This is a genomic window from uncultured Pseudokineococcus sp. (assembly GCF_947495735.1).
Classification (GTDB): Bacteria; Actinomycetota; Actinomycetes; order Actinomycetales; family Quadrisphaeraceae; genus Pseudokineococcus.
Genome location: NZ_CANMAA010000003.1, coordinates 160,061 through 181,864, shown reverse-complemented (window position 1 = coordinate 181,864; position 21,804 = coordinate 160,061). Strand labels below are relative to the sequence as shown.

Below are 21,804 nucleotides of genomic sequence, written 5' to 3'. Positions count from 1 at the left end.
CGAGGTGGACGGCGGCGCCCGGTCGCCGAGAGCCGGGTCGCCCGGTCAGGCGGTGCTGCCGTCGGGTCGGGCGGTGCGGACCGGGCGCACGGCGAAGGCGACGAGCCCGGTGACGGTGACGACGGCCCCGCCGAGGAGGAACGGCGCGGTGGCGTCGGTGAGGTCGACGAGGACGCCGGTGGCGGCGTGGGCGAGCGGGGCGCCGCCGAAGCTGGCGAGGCTGAGGACGGACATGACGCGTCCGACCTGGTGGGCGTCGGCGGCGGCCAGGGCCAGGCCGCCGAAGACGGGGGAGATGATCCCGGAGCCGAGCCCGAGCAGGGCTGCTGCGGCGGCCGCGGTGCTCAGGGAGGGGGCCAGGGCGATGGCGGCGAGGGAGACGCCCATGAGCGGCAGGCAGGCGATGCCGACCAGCCCGGCGCGCTGGGGTGAGCCGGTGAGGGTCAGGACCACCGAGGCCAGGGCGGCGGCGGCGCCCCAGGCGCCGAGGACCCAGCCGACGCCCTGAGGTCCCCATCCGGAGGCGTCGGCCAGCAAGGGCAGGCCGACGTTGACCGCGCCGACGAAGCCGAGCTCGGCGACGGCGGTGAGCACGAGCAGGGGCAGCAGGAGGGTGTGGCCGCGGACGTAGCGCAGGCCGGCGGTGACGTCGACCAGCAGTCCCCGTGCGGGGGAGCGGGTCGCCGGGGGCGCCTGGTCGGGGGCCCCGCCTGCCGTGGGTGGCTGGTCGGTTCCGGCGTCCGCCGGGGCGGCTCCCGAGGCAGGGGCCGAGGTCGGGGCCGGGGGAGGGGGCGGGGCGGGGGGTCGGGTGCGGGTGGCGGCGAGGGCGGCCACGGAGACGGCGAAGAGCCCGGCGCAGACGAGGTAGACGACCGACAGGCTGCTGGCGGCGATGAGCCACCCGGCCAGGGGTGCACCGGCGATGGTGGTGGCGCGGTGGACGGCCTGGCGCATCGCGGTGACGCGGGAGAGCTCGGTGGGCTCGACCAGGGCGGCGGGCATGGCGCCGACGGCGGGGATGAAGACGGCGTCGATGGTCCCGAAGGCCACGGCGAGGGCGATCAGGACGGCGGCGGAGGGCGGCTCGAGGAGCAGGACGGCGGCGACGACGAGCATCACGGCGGTGCGGGCGGCGTCGCTGAGCAGCGCGGTCCGGCGGGGGCCGGCGCGGTCGGCCAGGGCGCCGCCGAAGAGCATCAGCGCGGCGCGGGGGACGGCGCCGGCGGCCACCACCAGCCCGGCCACCGAGGGGGTGGCGACCTGGGTGGCGGTCCAGGCCAGGGCGATGAAGAAGACCTGGTCGCCGAGCAGGCTCAGGAACAGCCCGGTGGTCCACCGCAGGACGTTGAGGTCTCGGTAGGCCGCCCTGGTCGGCGGCGCGGTGGTGGTCATGGCCGGAAGGGGAAGGCGTGCAGGAAGAGGAACACGTGCTCGCGCCCGTCCGGCGCTCCTCGGCCGGGCTCGGGTGCCTCGGCGGCCTCGGGTGCCGTGTCCTGGTCGGGCGTCGTGCTGGGGGATCGGTCGCGGGCCCGCTCCCGGTAGGTGCGCAGGACCGCGTGCAGCTCGTCGTCCATCGCGGTGAGCTCGTCCGGGGTCAGCCGCATCAGGGTGTCGGAGGAGACCGCGGCCTCGGACCACGCCGGCCCCCACGAGGGCTGCTCGTCGCGCCAGGACTCCAGCCGCTCGAGCTGGTTGGCCAGGGCGGTGCGCTGCAGCGCGACCGCCGCAGCGCGGGCCTCGGGGACGTCACCGGCCTCGGGCAGGGAGAAGCGGAACCCCTCGGTGGACGGGCGCCACCACCGCTCCCGGCGGTCGCTGACCAGGTCCGGGGCCTCCTCGACGAACCCGTGGTCGCGCAGCTGGCGCAGGTGGTAGCTGACCAGCGCCGGGGACTCGCCCACCGACTCCGCCAGCCGCGAGGCCGTCGCGGCCTCCAGCGCGGTGAGCGCGTAGTACAGGCGCACCCGCAGCGGGTGGGCCATCACGCGCAGGTCCTGGACGTCCTCGAGGCGTCGGCTCGGCTTCCGGGGTGCCATGCCGCGAACCTAGATCCGAAGCCGACGTTGCGCAATGATACTTTCGGATCTCGCCGACTGCGTGGTCGGGGGAGCGGCCAGCCGAGGGAGGCGAGGGCGACGCAGACGGCGGGGACCAGGAGGGCGGGCGCGAGGGCGGCTCGCCGTGCGCGGGCACCCGCAGGCGTCGACCGCCCGGGGTCCGCGGCGAGCGGGGAGGGGACGAGGTCGCCCTCGGGGTCGCGGGTCAGCTCGCGGTGCTCGATCCGCGCCAGGACCAGCACCACCACGAACAGCCCGACCGCGACGACGGGCGCGGGTGGGTCGGCGACGACCGGCGGGTCGGCGACGACCGGCGGGTCGCCGCGGCCGGGCAGCGCCGCGCTGCCCGGCCCGAGGAGGACCACGGCGACCAGGGGGCGTGTCGAGGGTCCTCCCCGCGGAGTCGCGTCAGCACCCGTCGAGGACCCGGTCGAGCGCTGCCCGTCCCGCCGGACCCCACGCGGGCTTCCCGCGGTCCCCGTCCTGACCCATCAGCATCAGGAAGAGGGACTCGAGCGCGGCGAGCCCGCCGGCGCGTGGCCTCATCGACCTCCGAGTGCGCGGCGAAGAAGCGTGCGGCCGCACCCGCCGGCAGGAGCACCCAGGCGGCCGCCAGGTCCACCGCCGGGTCGCCGACGGAGAGGTCGCCGAAGTCGACGACGCCCGCCAGCGTCCCGTCCGCGACGACGACGTCCGCGGGATGCAGGTCGCCGTGCACCCACACCGGCGGCCCGTCCCACGCGGGAGCCGCGACGGCTCCCGGGTGCTCGGTCGTCTCGTCGGTGCGGTCGTGACCTCCCCGACCCGGGGGCGCACCGACGGTCCTCGGGCGTCAGCGGTGGCCCACCTGGGCGATGAAGTCGTCGAGGTAGTCCCGGCGCACCGCGCCGTGGCGACCCAGGTCGTCGGTCGTGGTGAGCAGGGCGCCCTCCAGGGCCAGCACCTCCGCGGCCTCGACCGCCGAGCGGTAGGCCACCGCAGCAGCCCCGTCGCCCGGCGAGGCCTCCAGGCGCAGCGTGACCTGGGCCAGGCCGGCGGCCACCGCCCGGCTCACCTGCTCGCGCACCTGGCGCCGCACGACGTCGAAGGCCCGCGCCGCCGCGTCCAGGCGGCGGGCAAGCGCGACCACCTCCGCCGTCCGCTGCGTCGAGGGCGAGTGGTCCTCGCCCCCGTCGCCGGTGTCCAGCAGCACCAGCTGCAGCTCCCGCAGGAGGTCGTCCAGGTGCTCCTTGGCCGCCAGCAGCTCCTGCGCGGGCACGTCGGCGACGACGACGTGGCGGCCGCTCGCGGCCTCGGAGGGCGGGAGACGAGGGACGGGGACCTGCGGCGCGGGCTCCTCGTCGGCCCACGCCGCGAGGAGGTCGTCGACGCTGAGGTCGAGGTCCGCCACGACGGCCGTCTCGGCCAGCTCGAACCACACGGACTTCCCGCCCACCGGGAGCACCTCGCTGCCCCAGGCGGCGGCCAGGGTCTGCACGAGGAGCAGCCCTCGCCCGCTCATCGCGGTGGCGCTGGGGGCGGTGAAGACCGGCAGGACGCTCGAGCGGTCACGCACCTCGACCCGCGCCCCGCTGGCCACCCGGTGCACCACGACGTCGAAGTCGGTGCGCGCGTGCAGGACGGCGTTGGCGGCCAGCTCCGTCGTCAGCAGCCCCGCGTCGTCGGCCAGGTGCTCCAGGCCGGCGCCCACCAGCTGGTCCTCCACGAAGCGACGGGCCGACCTGGCGGCACCGGCCCGCGGGCCGAGGGTCATCCGGCCGAGGTCGGCGCTCACCGGGCGAGCGCCCGCGGCGACGGGCCGCGCATCATCGGTCACGCAGCCCCCTGGACGTCCGCTCCCAGCACGAGCATGGTGCCCGACTCGGCACACATCGGACGACAACGGCGTGCGCGCCACCCTGTCATCACCCGAACGGGTGTCTGCTGCTCGTGGTGGACGTGCACCTCCTCGACCGGCCCGGCCACCAGCGGCCTCGGTCCTCCTCCCACGCGCGGCGGCGGACGACGTCCCCGACGCGCCGGGCGCGGCTGACGGCGACGGCGAGGACGGCGCGTGCTTCGCGTCGCCACCGCCGCCCGCGCGCGGGAGGGTGGTCGGACACCCACCGATGAGGAGAGCACCGCGATGGAGCACCGCACCCTCGGTCGCAGCGGCCTGGCCGTCTCGACCTACTCGCTCGGCACCATGACGTTCGGCGCGGAGGCCGACGAGGCGACGTCCCACCGGATGATGTCGCAGTACGTGGACGCCGGCGGCGTCGTCCTGGAGACCGCCGACGTCTACGCCGGCGGCCTGTCGGAGTCGATCATCGGCCGCTGGATGGCCGCCCAGGGCAGCTCGCGGCGCGACCGCGTCGTCCTCGCCACGAAGGGGCGCTTCCCCAGCCGCGGCGTCGAGCCCCGTGACGCCGGGGGCTCGCGGCGCAACCTGCGCCGCTCGCTCGACCGCTCGCTGCAGCGGCTCGGCACCGACCACGTGGACCTGTACCAGGTGCACGCGCACGAGTCGGTCACGCCGATGGAGGAGACCGCCGGCTTCCTCGACGACGCCGTGCGCGCGGGCAAGATCGGCTACGCCGGGCTGTCGAACTACACGGGCTGGCAGACCGCGACGATGGTCGCGCTGGCCGCCGGGCGGTTCCCCCTGGTGAGCCACCAGCCGCAGTACAACCTGCTCGTCCGCGAGACCGAGTACGAGATCGTCCCCGCGTGCCTCTCGGGCGGCCTCGGGCTGCTGCCCTGGAGCCCGCTCGCCGGGGGCTGGCTCAGCGGCAAGTACCGCCGCGACGCCCGCCCCGAGGGCGCGACGCGGCTCGGCGAGGACCCCCAGCGCGGCATGGAGGCCTACGACAAGCGCGGCGGCAGCGAGCAGACGTGGGCCGTGCTCGAGGTCCTCCAGCAGGTGGCCGAGGGTCGTGGCGTGACCATGGCCCAGGCCGCCCTGGCGTGGCTGCACGACCGACCCGGCGTGGCCTCGGTCATCCTCGGCGTCCGCACGCCGGAGCAGCTCGAGGGCAACCTCGGGGCCGTGGGGCTGCACCTGACGGACGTGGAGACGGCGAAGCTCGACGACGCCAGCGCCCCGACCCCGGCCGACTACCCCTACGGCCCCGCCGGCGTCCAGCAGCGCACGCGCACCCTCGACTGACGACGCACCGCTCCGCCCGGCCGCGCGCCGGGCGGAGCGGGGGCGTCCGCCCCGTCCTCGGCGGTCAGCCGCTGGTGACCTCCTCGCAGGAGAGGGGGCGCTCCTCGGCCTCCCCCAGGCGCTCGCCGCAGGTGTAGCCGAAGCCCTCGTAGCCGGAGCCGAGGGCGGACTGCAGGTACAGGTCGTCGCAGGCGGTGCCGTCGCCGTCCTCGCACGCGTCCCAGAGCGCGTCGAGGTCGGGGTTGTCCCCGTAGGCGTCGCCCTCGGACAGACCCTCCTCGACGACCACCGAGCCGCCGCCGGCGGACTCGTCGGCCCCGAAGGTCCGGTCGAGCAGGGCGAAGACGCCGGCGCCCACGCCCACCAGGACGGCCACCAGCGCCAGGGTCGCCACCACCCACGGCCAGGCGCGCCGGCGCGGGGCGCGCCCGTCGTCCGACGGCGGACGGGCGTCGTCGCCGTCCGTCGCCTCGCCCGGGGGCGGGTCGTCGCTCGTCGTCACAGGTCCTCCCTCAGCGTCATGGGCGACGATGCCACGGCGCACGCCCGTGCGGGCGGACCCCGGCCGAGCGCCGCGGCGCAGGGGTCGGGGCGCGCGGGGCGGAGCAGCGCTCGCCGCCGGACGGCGCGGAGGTCACCGCCCCCCGACCGTCCGGGCGCCCGGCGCGGCTCGGGGCCGCCGGGGCGCTAGGCCGGCGGCATCCGCAGGGCGCCGTCGAGGCGGACGACCTCCCCGTTGAGGTAGGGGTTCTCCAGGAGGTGGCGCGCGAGGGCGGCGAACTCCTCGGGCCGTCCGAGCCTGCCGGGGTGGGGGACGCCCGCCTCGAGGTCGGCCACCGCCTCCTCGGGCAGGCCGGCGACCATCGGGGTGGCGAAGACGCCGGGCGCGACGGCCAGGACCCGGATGCGCGAGGCGGCGAGCTCGCGGGCGGCGGGCAGCACCAGCCCGGCGACGGCCGCCTTCGACGCCGCGTAGGCCGGCTGCCCGACCTGCCCGTCGAAGGCCGCCACCGAGGCCGTCAGGACCACGACGCCGCGCTCCTCCCCGTCGGGGCCGACGGGCTCCGAGCCGGCCATCGCCGCCGCCGCGAGCCGCAGCACGTTGAAGGTCCCCGCGACGTTGACGCGCAGCACGCGCTCGAAGTCGGCCAGGGGCAGCGGCCCCCGCCGGCCGAGGACCTTGCCCGGCGTGCCGACGCCGGCGCAGTGCACCACCGCGCGCAGGGGCGAGCCGGGCACCGAGCCGGCGGCCCCCACGGCCGCGGCGACGTCCTCCTCGGACGTCACGTCCCCGGCGAGGGCGACGTGCGCCGCAGCGCCCGCCGGCCCGGCCGGCAGGGCGCCCAGGCTCCGGGCCGCCGCGTCGGCGTGCAGGTCCAGGAGCACGACGCGCGCCCCGCCCCGGGCGAGCTCGGCCGCCGTCGCCGCCCCCAGCCCGCTGCCCGCACCCGTGACCAGCGCCGTCGCCCCGTCCAGCCGCACGGCCGCGAGGCTATCGCCGGCCGGCTCCGCGAGGGCCGGACGGGCGGTGCCGCGGCCCACGGCTCAGTCGCGGGGCGGGCGCGGCCGATCGACGGTGGGAGGGCCGGCGACCGCCGTCCCAGCGGGGAGGTGCGCGGTGCCCGGGTGCACCCGTCCACGCGCCGAGACCGCCGCCGCCGGCGTCGTGCTGCTCGTCGCCGCGGGGGTCGCCGTCTGCGCCCTGTTCGTGCCGGCGCTGCGCCCCGCCCTGCTGGTGGGCGCCGCCTGGGCCTCGGTGGCGGCCGTCGCCGTCGGGGTGGTGGTCCACCGCCCCGCCCGCCGCCGCGCGTGGACGGCGATCGGGCTCATGCTCACGTGCTGGGCCGGCGCGCAGACCTGGTCCGCGCTGTCCCCGGACGGCGTGCGGACGGCTCCGCTGGAGGCCATGGTCGCCGGCCAGCTCATCGGCGCGGCCCTCGTGGCCCGGCTCTTCACCGGCCCGCGCCGGTGCGGGCGCCTGCGCGACCACCTGGCGCCCGGGCCGCTGCTCGAGCGGGCACTGCTCGTGGCGGTCGTCGTCCTCGCCACGGCCCAGCTCGTCGCCCGCCTCGGCGCCCCCGCCCCGGGCGCCCCCGAGGTCGGCACGTCCGGGCTCGGGGTCGCGACGGCGGCCCTCGACGTCCTCCTGCTCGCGCTCGTGCTCCGCTTCGTCTCCTCCCGCTCCTCCCTCGCCGTCTCCACCCGGCTGCTGGTGCTCGGCGCCGTCCTGGGGCTCGGCTACCACCTGGCCGGCGCGGTGGTGCCCGACGGGCCCGGCCCCGGCAGCCCCCTGCAGGCCGCGGGCGCGGCGTGCTTCGTCGTGCTCGGCGGCGCCGCCCTGCTGCCGTCCATGACCCGCGGGCTGGACGGCGGCCCGCAGGTGGGACGCCGCGCCGCGTCCGTCCAGCTGCTCGGGCTGGTGCCCCTGGTCGGGGTGGCCCCCGCGCTGTGGCTCGTCGAGCGCGCCTCGGCCACGCCCGGGGGCCTGCCGACCAGCGCCTTCGTGGGCGCGGGCGCGGTGATCGCCGCGCTGGGGATGCTCCGCGGCGTCGAGGCCCTGCGCTCGAGCGAGCGCGCCGCCGACCACGACGCGCTGACGGGGCTGCGGAACCGGCGCGGCCTGGACGCCTCGTTCCGCCGGCTGGTCCAGGACCCCGACGGCGTCCTGCTGTGCCTGGTGGACCTCGACGACTTCAAGGCCGTCAACGACACGCACGGGCACGAGGTGGGCGACGAGCTGCTGCGCGCCGTCGCCGCGGCGCTGGTGCGCGCGGCGGGGTCGGGGGCCGTCGTCGCGCGGCTGGGCGGGGACGAGTTCGTGGTCCTGCTGCCCGGCACCCCGGTGCCGCGCGCTCCGGGCTCGCCCGCCGGCGGGGCGCCGGGCGCCGAGCGCCGCCGGGTCCACGACGAGGTGCCGGCGCGGCTCGTGGCGGCCGTGCAGCAGCCCCTGTCCGTGGCGGGCCACGAGCTGCGGGGCAGCGCCAGCGTGGGCGTCGTCCACGTCGTCGCGCCGTCGACGCTGCCGCAGGCGCTGACGCGCGCGGACATCGCCCTGTACGAGACCAAGGCGGCCGGCAAGGCGGGGGTGACGACGTACCGCCCGCGCATGAGGACCCAGGTGCAGCGGCGCCAGCGGCTCGCGGGAGACCTGCGCCTGGTGCTCGAGGGCGCACCGGCCGCCCGCGTGGGCGCGCTCGTCGTCCACCACCAGCCGCTGGTCCTGCTCGAGACCGGTGAGGTCGTCGGCTCCGAGGCCCTCGTGCGCTGGCACCACCCGCACCTGGGGCTGCTCCCGCCGGTGGACTTCCTCACCGTCGCCCACGATATGGGGCGCGACGTCGACGTCGACGCGCACGTGCTCGACCTCGCGCTCGGCCAGGTGGGCGGCTGGCTGCGCGCGGGGCTGGACGCCGTCCCGGTGAGCGTGAACGTGACGCCCGCGAGCCTGGTGGAGGGAGGGCTGGACGCGCGGGTCGAGCGCCTCCTGCGCCGCCACGGCGTGCCGTCGCGGATGCTGCGGCTGGAGATCACCGAGCACGAGCAGGTGCCCGCCTCGCCGCAGGTCGTGCGGGAGCTGCAGGCGCTGCAGCGCGCCGGCGTCCGCATCAGCCTCGACGACTTCGGGGCCGGCTACACGTCGCTGGGGTACCTGCAGCGCTTCCCCGTCTCGCTGCTCAAGCTCGACCGCTCGCTCGTCACCTCGCTCGAGGACGACCTCGGGCTGCTCGCCGGCATCGCGGCGATGGCGCGGGCGCTGCGCCTGGACGTCCTCGCCGAGGGGGTCGAGACGGCCGACCAGCGCGCGCTCCTGGTGGACCTGGGGATCCGGTACGGGCAGGGCCACCTGTTCTCCCCGGCCCTGGCCGCCGAGCACATGGAGGCGCTGCTGCACCCGCTCGTCCCCGCGGACGCCGGAGCCGGCGTCCCGGCGCCCTGACCGCGGGGCGACGTCCGGGCCGCTCCCTTCCTAGGATGGGGAGGGCCTCGGCGTCGCGGCCCGCGACGCCCTCCCGCCAGCCGATGGAGGCGCGCGCGTGACACTCCTGGTCAACGACCCCGACCACTTCGCCGACGAGGCCGTCGACGGCCTGGTCGCCGCCCACCCCCAGCACCTGCGGCGCGTCCGCGGAGGGGTGGTGCGCGCCCGTCCCGGCGCGGAGGGCTCGGTCGCCCTCGTCGTCGGCGGCGGGAGCGGGCACTACCCGGCCTTCGCCGGCTGGGTGGGGGAGGGCTTCGCCGCCGGCGCCGCCTGCGGGGGCATGTTCTCCTCGCCGTCGGCGTCCCAGATCCGCGCCGTCGTCCGCGCCGCGGAGGTCGGCGGCGGTGCGCTCCTCGGCTACGGCAAGTACGCCGGGGACGTCCTCCACTTCGGCCTCGCCGCCGAGATGCTGCGCAGCGAGGGCGTCGACGTGCGAGAGATCGCCATCACCGACGACATCGCCTCGGCCGGGCCCGACTCGGTCGACGAGCGCCGCGGCATCGCCGGGGACCTCGTGGTGCTCAAGGTGGCCGGCGCCGCGGCGGCCGCGGGGCTCGACCTCGACGCCGTCGAGGCGCTCGCCCGCCGCGCCAACGACCGCACCCGCACGCTCGGCGTGGCGCTGTCCGGCTGCACCCTGCCCGGGGCCCGCGAGCCGCTGTTCACGATCGACCGGGGTCGCATGGGCGTGGGCCTCGGGATCCACGGCGAGCCCGGGCTCGAGGAGCGCGACCTGCCGGCGGCCGACGGGGTGGCCGACCTGCTCGCCGACGGCGTCCTCGCCGAGGAGCCGGAGCGCGGGGACGGCCCGCAGGGCTACCGGGGCCGGGTCGCCGTCGTGCTCAACGGCCTCGGCGGCGGCTCCCAGGACGAGCTGCTCGTCCTGCACCGCCGCGTCGACGAGCGCCTGCGCGAGGCCGGGCTCGTCGTCGTCCGGCCCGAGGTGGGCGAGCTCGTCACCAGCCTGGACATGACCGGGGCCTCGCTGACGATCGCCTTCCTCGACGACGAGCTGGAGGAGCACTGGCGCGCGGCCTGCGACGCCCCCGCGTACCGGCGCTCGGCAGCGCCCGCCGACGTGGAGCCGGTGCCCCCGGTGGAGGACGAGGAGGAGGCCGAGGTGCCCCCGGCCGCCGAGCCCTCGCAGCGGGCGGCGCACCGCGTCGCCGACGCGGTGGACGCGGCGCGGGACGTCGTCGTGGCCGCCTCCGACCGGCTGGGCGAGCTCGACGCCGTCGCCGGGGACGGGGACCACGGCATCGGCATGGCCCGCGGTCTGCGCGCCGCCTCCGACGCGGCGCGCCGCGCCGTGGACGCCGGCGCGGGCTGCCGGACCGTGCTCGTGCGCGCCGGCGAGGCGTGGTCCGAGGGCGCCGGGGGCACCTCGGGGGCGCTGTGGGGCGCGGCCCTCACGGCCGCGGGCTCCTCGCTCGACGACGACCGGGCGCCCTCGGAGGAGGACGTCGTCACGGCGGTGCGCGCCGGCGTCGACGCCGTGCTGCGCCTCGGCGGGGCCCGCCCGGGCGACAAGACGATGGTCGACGCGATCGTGCCCTTCGTCGAGGCGCTGGAGTCCCGCGCGGGCGACCAGGGCCTGCGCGCGGCGTGGGACACCGCCACCCGTGCCGCCGTGGAGGCGGCCGAGGCCACCGCGGACGTCTCGGCCTCGGTGGGCCGCGCCCGCACGCACGGCGACCGCAGCGTCGGCACGCCCGACCCGGGGGCGCTGTCCTTCAGCATGGTCGTGCGCGCCGTCGTCGGGGACCTCTCCGCCGACGAGGCGCCCGGCGCCGTGGGGCCGGCCGGGCGGGACGCCGGGCGCGGGCCCGCGGAGACCTCCTCGTGAGCCCCGGGGGCGCGCAGGCCCCTGCGCTGCAGCAGGTCTCGCTGCCGCCGCGCGGGACCCGGTGGATCGGCACGAGCTGGAAGATGACCAAGACCCGCGCCGAGGGGCTCGCGTGGGCGCGGACGGTGGCGGCCGGCCTGGCCGAGCGCGGCGCCGGCGCGCCGGGTGGCCCGGGCGGTCCGGGCGGTCCGCAGGACGGCGGCTCACCGGGCGGGAGCTCGCCGCAGGTCTTCGTCGTCCCGCCGGCCACGGCGCTGGCGGAGGTCTCCGCGCTGCTCGCGCGCGAGGCGCCGCACGTCCTCGTCGGCGCGCAGGACGCGCACTGGGAGGACGCCGGGGCGTGGACGGGCGAGCTCTCCGTCCCGCAGGTGGCCGACGCGGGGGCGCAGCTGGTCGAGATCGGCCACTCCGAGCGCCGGGAGCACTTCGGGGACACCGACGCCCGCGTCGCCCTCAAGGTGCGGGCGGCTCTGCGCCACGGCCTCGTGCCCCTGCTGTGCGTCGGGGAGTCTGCGGCCGTCCGCTCGGTCGGCGGGTCGGTCGACCACGTCCTCGAGCAGGTGCGCCTCGTCGTCGACGGGCTGGACGCCGCCGACGCCGCGCGGGTGGTGCTCGCCTACGAGCCCGTGTGGGCCATCGGCGCCTCGGGGCGCCCGGCCCGGCCCGAGGAGGTCGCCGAGGTGGTCGAGCCGCTCGTCGCGGACGTGGGCGACCGCGTCGCCGGGGTGCTCTTCGGCGGCTCCGTGGACGCCGACGGCGCGCCGGACCTGCTGCGCGTGCCCGGCGTGGACGGCCTCTTCGTGGGCCGCGCGGCGTGGGAGGCGGACGGGTTCCTGCGCCTGGTGTCCCTGGTGGCGGCCGCCGGCTGAGCCCCGCAGCCCTCCTCGTGCCGAGGGCCGCCGACGCGAGCAGGGCCCGCCGCGGGAGCGGCGGGCCCTGCTCGTGGGGCGCTCGTCAGTGCGGGTTGTGCGAGCCCTGGTCGCCGACGTCCTGGCGCTCCTCGGAGTGGTCCTCCGACCACAGCACGTGGTAGGTGCCCTCGGCGTCGACGCGGCGGTAGGTGTGCGCGCCGAACAGGTCTCGCTGCCCCTGCACCAGCGCGGCGGGGAGCCGGTCGCGGCGCAGGCCGTCGTAGTAGGCGAGCGCGCTGGAGAACCCGGGGGCGGGGATGCCCAGCTGGATCGCCGTCACGACGACGCGGCGCCACGCGTCCTGCGCGTCGGCCACGGCCGAGGCGAAGTAGTCGTCCAGCAGCAGCGACGCCAGGTGCTGGTCGGCGTCGTAGGCCTGCTTGATCCGGTCCAGGAAGCGGGCGCGGATGATGCAGCCGCCGCGCCAGATCGTCGCCATCATCCCGCGGTCGACGTCCCAGCCGTACTCGGCGCTGGCCGCGGTGATCTGGTCGAAGCCCTGGGCGTAGGCGACGACCTTGGAGGCGTAGAGCGCCTGGCGGACGGCGTCGACGAAGCCCTCGGCGTCGGCGCCCTCGAGGCGGCCGCCGCTGGGGCCCGCGAGGCCCTTGTCCAGCACGGCCTTCCGCTGCCCGGCGGCGCCGGACAGCGCTCGCGCGAAGACGGCCTCGGCGATGCCGGTGACGGGGATGCCGAGGTCGAGCGCGGACTGGACCGTCCAGCGGCCCGTGCCCTTCTGCTCGGCCTGGTCCACGACGACGTCCACGAACGGCTTCCCCGTGCGCGCGTCGGTGTGCCGCAGCACGCGCGCGGTGATCTCCACGAGGAAGGACTCGAGGTCCCCGGAGTTCCACTCGTCGAAGACGTCGGCGAGCTCGGCGGGGGACAGCCCGAGGCCCTGGCGCATCAGGTCGTAGGCCTCGGCGATCAGCTGCATGTCGGCGTACTCGATGCCGTTGTGCACCATCTTGACGAAGTGCCCGGCGCCGTCGGGGCCGACGTAGGTGCAGCAGGGGGTCCCGTCGACCTCGACGGCGATGCTCTCGAGGATGGGCCCGAGCGCGTCGTAGGACTCCTTCGATCCGCCCGGCATGATGCTCGGCCCGAGCAGCGCGCCCTCCTCGCCGCCGGAGACGCCGGTGCCGACGAAGTGCAGGCCGCGCTCGCGCAGGTCGCGCTCGCGGCGGCGGGTGTCCTCGAAGTGGGCGTTGCCCGCGTCGACGACGATGTCGCCCTCCTCGAGGAGCGGCACCAGCTCGTCGATCACGGCGTCGGTGGCGGGGCCGGCCTTGACCATGATGATCACGCGCCGGGGCTTCGCCAGGGACGCGACGAAGTCCTCCAGGGAGTGCGAGGGGCGGAAGTCGCCCTCGTCGCCGTTCTCGGCCATGAGCTCGTCGACGCGCGAGGAGCTGCGGTTGTGCACGGCGACCGCGTGGCCGCGCCGGGCGATGTTGCGGGCGAGGTTGCGGCCCATGACCGCCAGGCCGGTGACGCCGATGACGGCGAGGTCCTGCTCGCCGCCGGTGCCGCTCGCCGCGGAGGTGCTGGCTGTCTCGGTGGTGCCTGGCATGCGTTCTCCCGGGATCACCGGGGCGGGAGGTCCGCGCCCCGTGGGGGGTTCGTCGTGGCGGTGCGGGTGGTGCTGGCGTCGATCGTGCCGGACCGGGTGCGCCGGTGCCGGGACGGGTCGCGGAACGGACGCGCGGGCGCCCGTCGTGCCGACGCGCCGTCCCGGCCGCGACCCGGCGCCCGAGCCCGACGTCGTCGACGACTCCGGGGCCCCTGGCAGCATCGCGGGCGTGAGCGACGCGGCGGGGGCGGGAGCGGGCGGCGTCCCCGAGGTCGTCGTCGTGGACCTCGACGGGACGCTCGTGGCCGGCGACGCCTTCGCGGCGCTGCTGCGCCACCTGCTCTCCCGCCACCGGCTGCGGCTGCTGGCCGCGGTCGTCGCGGCGCCCCTGTGGGCTCCGGCCCTGGTCCTGCCCCCGACGCGCTCGGTCGCCGAGCGGGGCCTGGTCTGGCTCGCGGGCCTCGGGCTGGACGACGGGGCCTTCGCCGAGGAGGCGCGGCGCGTCGCCGCCGTCCACGCGGACGCCGACGGCGGTCGGGTGGCGGCGGCCGGGGTGGAGCGCGTGCGCGAGCACCTGCGCCGCGGCGACCGCGTCGTCGTGGCGACCGGGTGCGCGGAGCCCCTCGCCCGCGAGGTCTGCGCCGTGATGGGCCTGGGCGACGTCGAGGTCGTCGCCTCGACGCTCGTGCGGCACCGCTGGCGGTTCCCCGAGCCCGTCCTGCACGCGCGGGGGCCGGGCAAGATGCGAGCGCTCGAGGCCGCCGGGGTGGTGCTGCCGGTGGACCACGCCTACTCCGACAGCGCCCGCGACGTCCCGCTGCTGCGGGCCGCGCGCGTCCCGCACGTCGTCGACCCGAGCCGGCGCGACCTGCGGCGGCTGCGCCGCGCGCTCGGCGACGACGTCGAGGTGCTGCGCTGGGCCGGGACCGCCGCGCCGCCCGACGCCGGTGGCCGGTAGCCGTAGGGGCTCGGCGCCTCAGGCCCCCAGCGCGGACCGCAGGAGGGCGAGCTTGGCGGTCGTCTCGGCGAGCTCGGCGTCGGGGTCGGAGCCGCGCACGATGCCGGCCCCCGCGTGCAGGCGCACCGCGCTGCCCCGCACGACGCCGGAGCGGATCGTCACGGCCCACTCGCCGTCGCCCGCGGCGTCGCACCAGCCCACCGCGCCGGCGTAGTAGCCGCGGGGGACCGGCTCGAGGCGCTCGATCGCCGACCGGGCCGCACCGGACGGCGTGCCGCCGACCGCGGGCGTCGGGTGCAGCGCGCCCGCGAGGTGCAGGGACGTGGTGGAGGGGTCGGCGGTGCGCCCCTCGAGGCGGGTGGCGAGGTGCCAGACGGTGGGCGTGGCCACGAGCTCGGGGCCGTCGGGGACGGCGAGCTCGGAGCACCAGGGCCCCAGGGAGCGCACCATCGCCTCGACCACGAGGGCGTGCTCGCGGCGGTCCTTGTCCGAGGCCAGCAGGGCGCGGGCGCGGGCGGCGTCCTCGACCGGGTCCGAGGAGCGGGCGGTCGAGCCCGCGAGCGGGGTCGCCAGCACGCGCCCGGCGGTCAGGGAGACGAGCAGCTCGGGGCTGGCCCCGACGAGCACCCGGGGCTCCCCGGGCGCGCCGTCGCCTCGCGCCGGTGCCCCCGGCGCGAGGGGGACGGCGAAGACGCGCGCCTCCTCGTCGTGGCGGGCGAGAGCCGCGACCAGCGCCCGGACGTCGACGGGGCCCTCGGTGCGCAGGTCCAGGGCGCGGGCGAGGACCACCTTCTCGAGCGCTCCCGCGGCGAGGAGGTCCAGCGCGCTGCGGACGGCGTCGCGGTAGGCGTCCTCGGACGGCGCCGGCTGCTCGTGGACGACCGCCTGGGCGGCTCGCGCCGGACCGCTCGGGCTCAGGCGGCCGGGAGCCCGTCGCAGCGCCTCGGGCCGCACGAGCGAGGCGGTGTCCCCGATCCGGAAGGGGAGGGCGCCCACGACGACCGGCTCGCCGCGGCCCCCGGCGGCCACGGCGCGCAGGCGGTCGGCCACGGCGCCGGGCAGGTCGGCGGTCCAGGGGAGGTCGAGGCGCTCGGCCGCGCCCTGCGCGAGCACGGTGCCGCGCGGGGAGGACCACAGGGCGTCCCGCCCCGGGCGCAGGGCGGCGAGCAGGGACGCGGGCGAGTCGACGGCGGTGCGCTCGCCGGTGCGGGGGAGGGCCACGGGCGGCGTCCCCCGCTGGACCCGGGTCGTCCCGCCGCCTGCCGCCACGGGTCCATCATCCCCCCGCCCGGCGCCCCGGGCGACGCCGGCCCGCGCCGTCACCCGGCGGGGCCTGCGCCGCGCCCGACGCCGCGGAGCGCCTCGAGGACCCGCTCGCCGCCCCGTCGTCGCCGTCCTGCCCGCCGGGTGGTCGACCAGCGCGGGGAGCCGTCGCCGACCCGTCGTGCCGGGAGCCGCTCGCGGGGAGCCGGCGACGACGTCCGCGGCCGGGCCGGTGCGGAAGGGACTCGCGACCGAGCCTCCCGAGGCCGCGGAGGGGTCGGCCGGGCGGGTGAGGCCGATACCGTCGAGCGGGTGACGACTCCCACCTCGACCTCGACCCCGCCGCAGCCTCGTCGCCGGCGGCTCCGTCGATCCGCCCGGGCGGCGGCCGCCGGGGCGCTCGGCCTCGTCCTGGTCACGGGCTGCACGTCGGGGTCCGGCGACGGCGGGTCCGACGGCGGCGGGAGCGGCGGCGGCCTCCTCGGCGGCGGGGACGAGCCGGTGGTCGAGCTGGCCGACGTGCCCGCCGTGGCCGTCCTCGACGCCGAGGGCGACCGCTCCGTGCCCGCCAGCGAGGCGCTGTTCACCTCCTCGCCCGTCGTGGTCGTGGTCGACGAGGCCGCGGACGTCGCCGGGGCGGGCGCCCGTGCGGAGGAGCTCGGCGTCCCCCTCCTGGTGGTCGCGGCCCCCGAGCCCGAGCCCGCGGCGTCCCCCTCGCCCTCCGGGAGCGCGGCCGCGTCGTCGACCGGCGCTGCCGAGAGCGCCACGGCGTCGCCGACCGACGACGCCTCGGCGTCGCCCACCGCTGGCGCCGAGGGCGGTGCCCCGGGGGAGACGGCCGAGGGCGACTCGCCGGCGGGCTTCGCCCCGGGCGCCGACCCGGCCGCCGTGGTCGCCGAGGTCGAGCGCCTGGGCGCCGAGCAGGTGCTGGCCGCCGACGACGCCTCCCGGACGTGGGCCGAGGGCGCGCTGGACGCCGAGGTCCTGGACGCGGCGACCGCCGACGTCGACGCCCCGGGGCGCGCGGAGGCCGACGAGGCCGGTGCGAGCCCGGCGCCGTCCGCCGAGGGGTCCGGGGAGGGCCTCGTGGCGCTGTCCACCGGCCAGCCCGTGGACCTCGCGCCGGCGGCGAGCGCCCGGGCCGCGGGCGCGACCGTCGAGGACGTGCCCGGCGGCGACCCCCGCGCCGACGTCGAGCTCGTGGACCGGATCTCGGCCGCGCCGCCCGCCTCGGTGCTGGCCCTGTCGCCCGCCTTCGGCGACGTCGACCGGCTGACCGGTCGCATGGCGGTCGTCGAGACCGGCGTCCAGCTCCCCGGCGGCGGGCAGGTGCCCTTCCCCGGGCGCCACATGATCGCCCTCTACGGCACCCCGGGGACGCCCTCGCTCGGCGTGCTGGGCGAGCAGGACCTCGACGCGGCGATCGAGCGGGCGAAGGAGGTCGCGTCGGAGTACGACGACCTGGTCGAGGACCCGGTCGTGCCGACCTTCGAGCTGATCACGACCGTCGCGTCCGCCTCCGCCGGGGAGGACGGCGACTACTCCTACGAGATCCCCCCCGAGGAGATCCGCCCGTGGGTCGAGGCCGCCGGCGAGGCCGGCGTGTACGTCGTCCTGGACCTGCAGCCCGGCCGCAGCGACTTCCTCACCCAGGCGCAGCGCTACGAGAGCCTGCTCACCTACCCGCACGTCGGTCTGGCGCTCGACCCGGAGTGGCGCCTGCGCCCCGACCAGGTGCACCTGCGCCAGGTCGGCCAGGTGGGCGTCGACGAGGTCAACGAGGTGGGGGACTGGCTGGCGCAGCTGACCGCCGAGAACGACCTGCCCCCGAAGGTCTTCCTGCTGCACCAGTTCCAGACGCGGATGATCGTCGACCGCGAGCGGCTCGACATGTCCCACGACGAGCTCGTGCCGCTCGTGCACGCCGACGGCCACGGCACGCCGGGCCAGAAGCTGGACACCTACCGGGTGCTGCAGCAGGACGCCCCCGCCGGGATGCGCTGGGGCTGGAAGAACTTCTACGACGAGGACGTCCCGACCATGACGCCCGCCGAGACGATGGACGTCGAGGCGCTCCCCGACTTCGTCTCCTACCAGTAGCGCGCCGGCCGCCCCAGACGCGAGAGGGCCCCAGACGCGAGAGCGCCCGCGCCCCTCGGGGCGCGGGCGCTCTCGCGCCTGGTCGGGCGGTCAGTCGCGGTGGGGGCTGTACAGCTCGCGGGCGCCCGGCGTGTCGACGTAGGCGGGGTCGCGCGTGCCGATGTCGCGGGCGACGGACAGGTGCCCGCCCAGGTAGCCGCCGATGCCGGCCACGGCCCCGGACGCCAGGGCGAGGGCGACGCCGAGCCCGTGGCGGGAGTCGTCGCGGCGCACCCACCACGAGGCGGCGTAGCCCGCCAGCGAGGTGCCGTTGGCGACGGCGTGGACGTAGCCCACCCGCTTGTCGCCCTCCTTGGTGCCGATCCACTCGGCGGTGCCCGTGAGCATCGTCGGCAGGGCCGACAGGCAGCCGAGGCCGAGGAGCAGCCGCGCCGCCGGGCGGGCCGAGCGGCCGCCGACGAGGTCCAGGACCGACGCCGACACCCACGAGCCGATCGGGACGTCCGTCATCGGCGGGTGCACGGCGTGGCCGACGGGCCGCCCGCGCAGGAGGGCGAGGAGCGACGGCGAGGCGGTGAGCGCCTTCGCGGCGAGCTTCTGCTCCAGGTCCACGGTCTTGTCGAGCCACGTGGCGCCCTCGAGGCGCTTCATGAGCCGCACCGCCAGGGGGCGCGGCTCGGTGGCCGGTGCGCCCTCGGTGACCTGGGCGCTGCTGCTGGTGGTGCCGTTCTGCGTGTCGTCCACGGGTCTCGTCCTCCCCGGCCCGCCCCGTGCGGCGCGGGCCTGATCCCGTGACCACTGTCGTCGCTGCGCGACGGGCGCGCCCGCCGGGCCGCGACGGAGCGCCACCGGGACCGCCGTACCGTCGTGACCGCCGCTCCGCGCGCCCGCCGGGCCGTCGCGGGGCCGGGGCGCCGGGACAGACCGGTGCGCAGCAGCGGGGAGCCCGAGGAGTTCTGCATGGAGATCGAGGCCCAGGACGTCGCCGTCGAGGTGGGGGGAGCGAGCGTCCTCCCGGCGACGGGGGTGCTCGTGGCCGCCGGTCGGCGGGCCCTCGTGGCGGTGGACGCCGGGCACGACGGGCAGGCGCCGGTCGCGCTGGCCCTCGCGCTGACGGGCCGCCTCCTGCCCACCCGCGGGCGCCTGCTCGTCTCGGGGCACGACGTCGGCCTCTGGGGCCGCGACGAGCTGCGCCGCCGCACCGCCGTCGTGGACGTCCCGGGCGTCACCGACCCCGAGCCCGCGCTGCCGCTGCGCGCCGCCGTCGCCGAGGAGCTGCGCGCCGCGGGCCGCCCGGCGTCGCGCGGCGACGCGCGCGCCTGGCTCGACGACCTCGGCCTCGCCGACGTCGCGGACGTCCCCGCCCGGGACCTGCCCCCGGCGACGCGCACCCGCGCCCTCGCCGAGCTCGCGGCCGCGCGCCCGGCCGTCGAGGCGCTCGTCCTCGCGCGCCCCGACCGCGGCGGCGGGGACGCGCGGGAGGCCGGGGGCTGGTGGGACCTCGCGGGCGAGCTGGCGGGGCGCGGCCTCGCGGTCGCCGTCCTCGTGGCCCGCGCCGAGGCCGCCGTCGTCGAGGGCGCCGGTCTCCTGCGCCCCGGCGACCTGCGCGCCGCCTCCGGCGTCCCGCGGGCCGAGCGCCCCGACGACCTGCCCCCGCGCCCGACCGAGCTCTCCGTGGAGGCGACCCTGTGAGCGACCACACCCCTGCGGGCGGCCAGACCCCCGCCGACGACCACGCCCCGGCGGACGACGGCCCGCGGCGCGCCCCTCGGCCGGGGGTCCTGGCGGCAGCCCGGGCCTCGTCCGGCGCGGAGGTCCACCGCCTCCTGGCCTCGCCGATGGCGAGGCTCGCCGTCGTCGCCCTCGCGCTGGTGCCGGTGCTCTACGCGGGCCTGTACCTGTGGGCCAACCACGACCCCTACGAGCGGCTCGACCAGGTGCCCGCGGCGCTCGTCGTCGAGGACGAGGGCGCCACCACGGGCGGGGTCCTGCTGTCGGTGGGCTCCCAGCTCGCGGGGGACCTGGAGGAGGACGGCACCTTCGACTGGCAGCGCACCGACGCGGCCGATGCCGCCGAGGGCGTCCGCGAGGGCCGCTACGAGGCCTCGCTGCTGGTGCCCGCGACCTTCTCCGCCGACCTGGCCTCGGTCCAGGAGGCGGTCTCCGCGGGCGAGCCGGCCCCGCCGCGGCAGGCGCAGCTCCAGCTGACGACGAACGACGCCACCAGCTACCTCGGGCGCACCATCGCCGAGCGGGTCGTCGCCGCCACCCAGGACGCCGTCGCCGCGCAGGTCGGCGAGCAGGCCGCGAGCTCCTTCCTCGTGGGCTTCTCGACCGTCAGCCAGCAGCTGCAGCAGGCCGCCGACGGCGCCGGGGCGCTGGCCGAGGGGCTGGGCCAGGCCACCGAGGGCGCCGAGGGGCTCGCGCAGGGGTCCGACGCGCTCGTCACCGGCCAGCGCGCGCTGGCCGAGGGGGCCACCGGGCTGGCCGCCGGGGCGGGCCAGCTGGCCGACGGCACCGGCGCCGCCGTGGGCGGCGTCGACCAGCTCGTCGGCGGCGTCGAGCAGCTCGACGAGGGCGCCGGCGCCCTGGCGGGCGGGCTCGGCCAGCTGCAGGAGGGCACGGCCCAGCTGCCCGCGCAGACCCGGGCGCTGGCGGACGGCGCCGCCGCCGTCGCGGAGGGCAACGCCCAGGTCGCCAGCACCGCCGACGCGCTCGCCACGGCCTCCGCCGACGCCGTCGGGGGCCTGGACGCCGCGCGCGCCGACCTGGAGGCCCAGCTCGTCGAGCTCGGGCTGACCGGGGACCAGGTCGCGGCCGTCCTCGCGCAGACCGACGCGCTCGTCGAGCCGGTGCGCGAGGCCCAGGGGCAGGTCGCCGAGGCGGACGCCGCCCTGGGCGCCCTCGCCGAGGGCTCGGCGCAGGTGGCGGACGGCACCGCGGCCCTCGCGGGCGCGGCCCCGGCCCTCGCGCAGGGCGTCGCCGCGTCGGCGCAGGGCGCGGACGCGCTGGCGACCGGCACGGGCCGGCTGGCCGAGGGCGTGGGGCCGCTGGCCAGCAGCGCGCGCGCGCTCGACGAGGGCGCGTCCGCCCTGGCCGAGGGCGCGGGCCGGCTCGCCCAGGGGCAGGACCAGGCCGTGGCGGGCTCGGCGCAGCTGGCCGAGGGCGCCGGCGCGCTCGCCACGGGCGTCGGGCAGGCGCAGGAGGGGGCCGCGTCCCTGCAGGCGGGCCTCGTCCAGGGCGCCGAGGGGGTGCCCGACCTGGACGGGGACGAGCGCGAGCGGGCCGTGGGCGCCATCGCGAACCCGGTCGCGACGGCGAGCGCCAGCGACGCCGCGGTCGAGAGCTACGGGGCGGGGCTCGCGCCCTACCTGATGGCGCTGGCCCTGTGGATCGGCGGGTACGTGCTGTTCCTCCTCGTGCGCCCGCTCTCGCGCCGGGCCGCCGCGGCGGGCCGGCCCGCCCTCGGGGTGGCGCTCGGCGGCTACGGGCCCCCCGCGGCGGTCGGGGTCGTCCAGGCGGTGCTGCTGTGGGTCGTCGTCGTCGCCGTCCTGCAGCTCGAGCCCGCCTCGCCCGTCGGCCTGCTCGCCCTGCTGCTGCTGGCCTCGGCCGCCTTCGTCGCGGTCGTGCACGCCCTCGTCTCGTGGTTCGGGCTCACCGGGCAGTTCATCGGGCTCGTCCTGCTGGTCCTGCAGCTCGTCAGCTCGGGCGGCACGTTCCCGTGGCAGACCCTCCCCGCCCCGCTCGCGGCGCTGCACCAGGTGCTGCCGATGAGCTACGCGGTGGAGGCCTTCCGCTCGCTGGTGGCGGGCGGCTCCGCGCGGCCCGTGCTCGTCGCCGTGGCCGTCCTGCTCGGCTACCTGCTGCTCGGCCTGACCGCCTCCGCGCTCGCCGCGCGGCGCGGACGGGTGGTCCGGGCGGCGGACCTGCGCCCCGCTCTGGGGTGAGCGCCGCCGGAGGTCTACAGTG

17 protein-coding genes and 1 pseudogene are annotated in these 21,804 nt (G+C 78.4%); 8 read left to right on the top strand and 10 right to left on the bottom strand.

What is annotated here, in order from left to right; translation table 11 throughout:
* Positions 1–45: 45 nt before the first annotated feature.
* From Q0848_RS06135 to Q0848_RS06110, 5 genes and pseudogenes are all read right to left on the bottom strand, one after another.
* A complete protein-coding gene (locus Q0848_RS06135; protein ID WP_299036077.1) occupies positions 46–1,392 on the bottom strand; it encodes an MFS transporter in 1,347 nt (448 codons plus the stop codon).
* A complete protein-coding gene (locus Q0848_RS06130; RefSeq protein ID WP_299036076.1) occupies positions 1,389–2,036 on the bottom strand; it encodes a winged helix-turn-helix domain-containing protein in 648 nt (215 codons plus the stop codon). The genes Q0848_RS06135 and Q0848_RS06130 overlap by 4 nt, the downstream gene beginning before the upstream one ends.
* A complete protein-coding gene (locus tag Q0848_RS06125) occupies positions 1,982–2,422 on the bottom strand; it encodes a hypothetical protein (protein WP_299036450.1) in 441 nt (146 codons plus the stop codon). The genes Q0848_RS06130 and Q0848_RS06125 overlap by 55 nt, the downstream gene beginning before the upstream one ends.
* A gap of 43 nt (positions 2,423–2,465) precedes the next feature.
* A pseudogene (locus Q0848_RS19015) lies at positions 2,466–2,814 on the bottom strand (phosphotransferase); the annotation flags it as partial.
* 75 nt (positions 2,815–2,889) lie between these two features.
* Positions 2,890–3,873, bottom strand: a complete 984-nt coding sequence (locus Q0848_RS06110) for an ATP-binding protein (RefSeq protein WP_299036075.1) — start codon at positions 3,871–3,873, stop codon at positions 2,890–2,892.
* A gap of 309 nt (positions 3,874–4,182) precedes the next feature.
* Between Q0848_RS06110 and Q0848_RS06105 the strand changes: the two genes are divergently transcribed.
* Entirely contained in the window at positions 4,183–5,205 is a 1,023-nt protein-coding gene (locus Q0848_RS06105) for an aldo/keto reductase (protein WP_299036074.1), read from the top strand.
* Positions 5,206–5,269: 64 nt separating this feature from the next.
* Here the strand turns inward: Q0848_RS06105 and Q0848_RS06100 are convergent, their stop codons facing one another.
* Positions 5,270–5,707, bottom strand: a complete 438-nt coding sequence (locus tag Q0848_RS06100; RefSeq protein ID WP_299036073.1) for a hypothetical protein — start codon at positions 5,705–5,707, stop codon at positions 5,270–5,272.
* Positions 5,708–5,892: 185 nt separating this feature from the next.
* Entirely contained in the window at positions 5,893–6,687 is a 795-nt protein-coding gene (locus Q0848_RS06095; protein WP_299036072.1) for an SDR family NAD(P)-dependent oxidoreductase, read from the bottom strand.
* Between the two features lie 136 nt (positions 6,688–6,823).
* Here Q0848_RS06095 and Q0848_RS06090 point away from each other — a divergent pair, with 136 nt between their 5' ends.
* The 3 genes from Q0848_RS06090 to Q0848_RS06080 all read left to right on the top strand — a co-directional run bounded on the left by Q0848_RS06090 (position 6,824) and on the right by Q0848_RS06080 (position 11,899).
* Positions 6,824–9,142 carry a bifunctional diguanylate cyclase/phosphodiesterase gene (locus Q0848_RS06090; RefSeq protein ID WP_299036070.1) on the top strand — a complete coding sequence of 773 codons (2,319 nt, stop codon included), beginning with the start codon at positions 6,824–6,826 and terminating at the stop codon, positions 9,140–9,142.
* A gap of 97 nt (positions 9,143–9,239) precedes the next feature.
* Positions 9,240–11,030: a dihydroxyacetone kinase family protein gene (locus Q0848_RS06085; protein ID WP_299036068.1), complete on the top strand. Its 1,791-nt coding sequence runs from the start codon at positions 9,240–9,242 to the stop codon at positions 11,028–11,030.
* The gene (locus Q0848_RS06080; RefSeq protein WP_299036066.1) at positions 11,027–11,899 is read left to right on the top strand and encodes a triose-phosphate isomerase; all 873 of its coding nucleotides are present in this window, start codon (positions 11,027–11,029) and stop codon (positions 11,897–11,899) included. The genes Q0848_RS06085 and Q0848_RS06080 overlap by 4 nt, the downstream gene beginning before the upstream one ends.
* An 85-nt stretch (positions 11,900–11,984) precedes the next feature.
* On the opposite strand, the gene gndA is transcribed toward Q0848_RS06080, so the two are convergent.
* Positions 11,985–13,514: an NADP-dependent phosphogluconate dehydrogenase gene (gndA, locus tag Q0848_RS06075; protein ID WP_299036064.1), complete on the bottom strand. Its 1,530-nt coding sequence runs from the start codon at positions 13,512–13,514 to the stop codon at positions 11,985–11,987.
* 229 nt (positions 13,515–13,743) lie between these two features.
* On the opposite strand from gndA, the gene Q0848_RS06070 reads away from it, so the two are divergent.
* Entirely contained in the window at positions 13,744–14,472 is a 729-nt protein-coding gene (locus Q0848_RS06070) for a haloacid dehalogenase-like hydrolase (RefSeq protein ID WP_299036062.1), read from the top strand.
* 18 nt (positions 14,473–14,490) lie between these two features.
* On the opposite strand, the gene Q0848_RS06065 is transcribed toward Q0848_RS06070, so the two are convergent.
* Positions 14,491–15,741, bottom strand: a complete 1,251-nt coding sequence (locus tag Q0848_RS06065; protein WP_299036060.1) for an isochorismate synthase MenF — start codon at positions 15,739–15,741, stop codon at positions 14,491–14,493.
* 306 nt (positions 15,742–16,047) lie between these two features.
* On the opposite strand from Q0848_RS06065, the gene Q0848_RS06060 reads away from it, so the two are divergent.
* Positions 16,048–17,835 (top strand): hypothetical protein, encoded by a 1,788-nt coding sequence (locus tag Q0848_RS06060; RefSeq protein ID WP_299036058.1) that lies wholly within the window; start codon positions 16,048–16,050, stop codon positions 17,833–17,835.
* 90 nt (positions 17,836–17,925) lie between these two features.
* Here Q0848_RS06060 and Q0848_RS06055 read toward each other — a convergent pair whose 3' ends face one another.
* Positions 17,926–18,579, bottom strand: a complete 654-nt coding sequence (locus Q0848_RS06055) for a DUF2231 domain-containing protein (protein ID WP_299036057.1) — start codon at positions 18,577–18,579, stop codon at positions 17,926–17,928.
* 183 nt (positions 18,580–18,762) lie between these two features.
* Between Q0848_RS06055 and Q0848_RS06050 the strand changes: the two genes are divergently transcribed.
* Together Q0848_RS06050 and Q0848_RS06045 are read left to right on the top strand one after the other, a co-directional pair.
* Entirely contained in the window at positions 18,763–19,527 is a 765-nt protein-coding gene (locus Q0848_RS06050) for a hypothetical protein (protein ID WP_299036055.1), read from the top strand.
* Positions 19,524–21,782, top strand: a complete 2,259-nt coding sequence (locus Q0848_RS06045) for a YhgE/Pip domain-containing protein (RefSeq protein WP_299036053.1) — start codon at positions 19,524–19,526, stop codon at positions 21,780–21,782. The genes Q0848_RS06050 and Q0848_RS06045 overlap by 4 nt, the downstream gene beginning before the upstream one ends.
* Positions 21,783–21,804 lie beyond the last annotated feature (22 nt).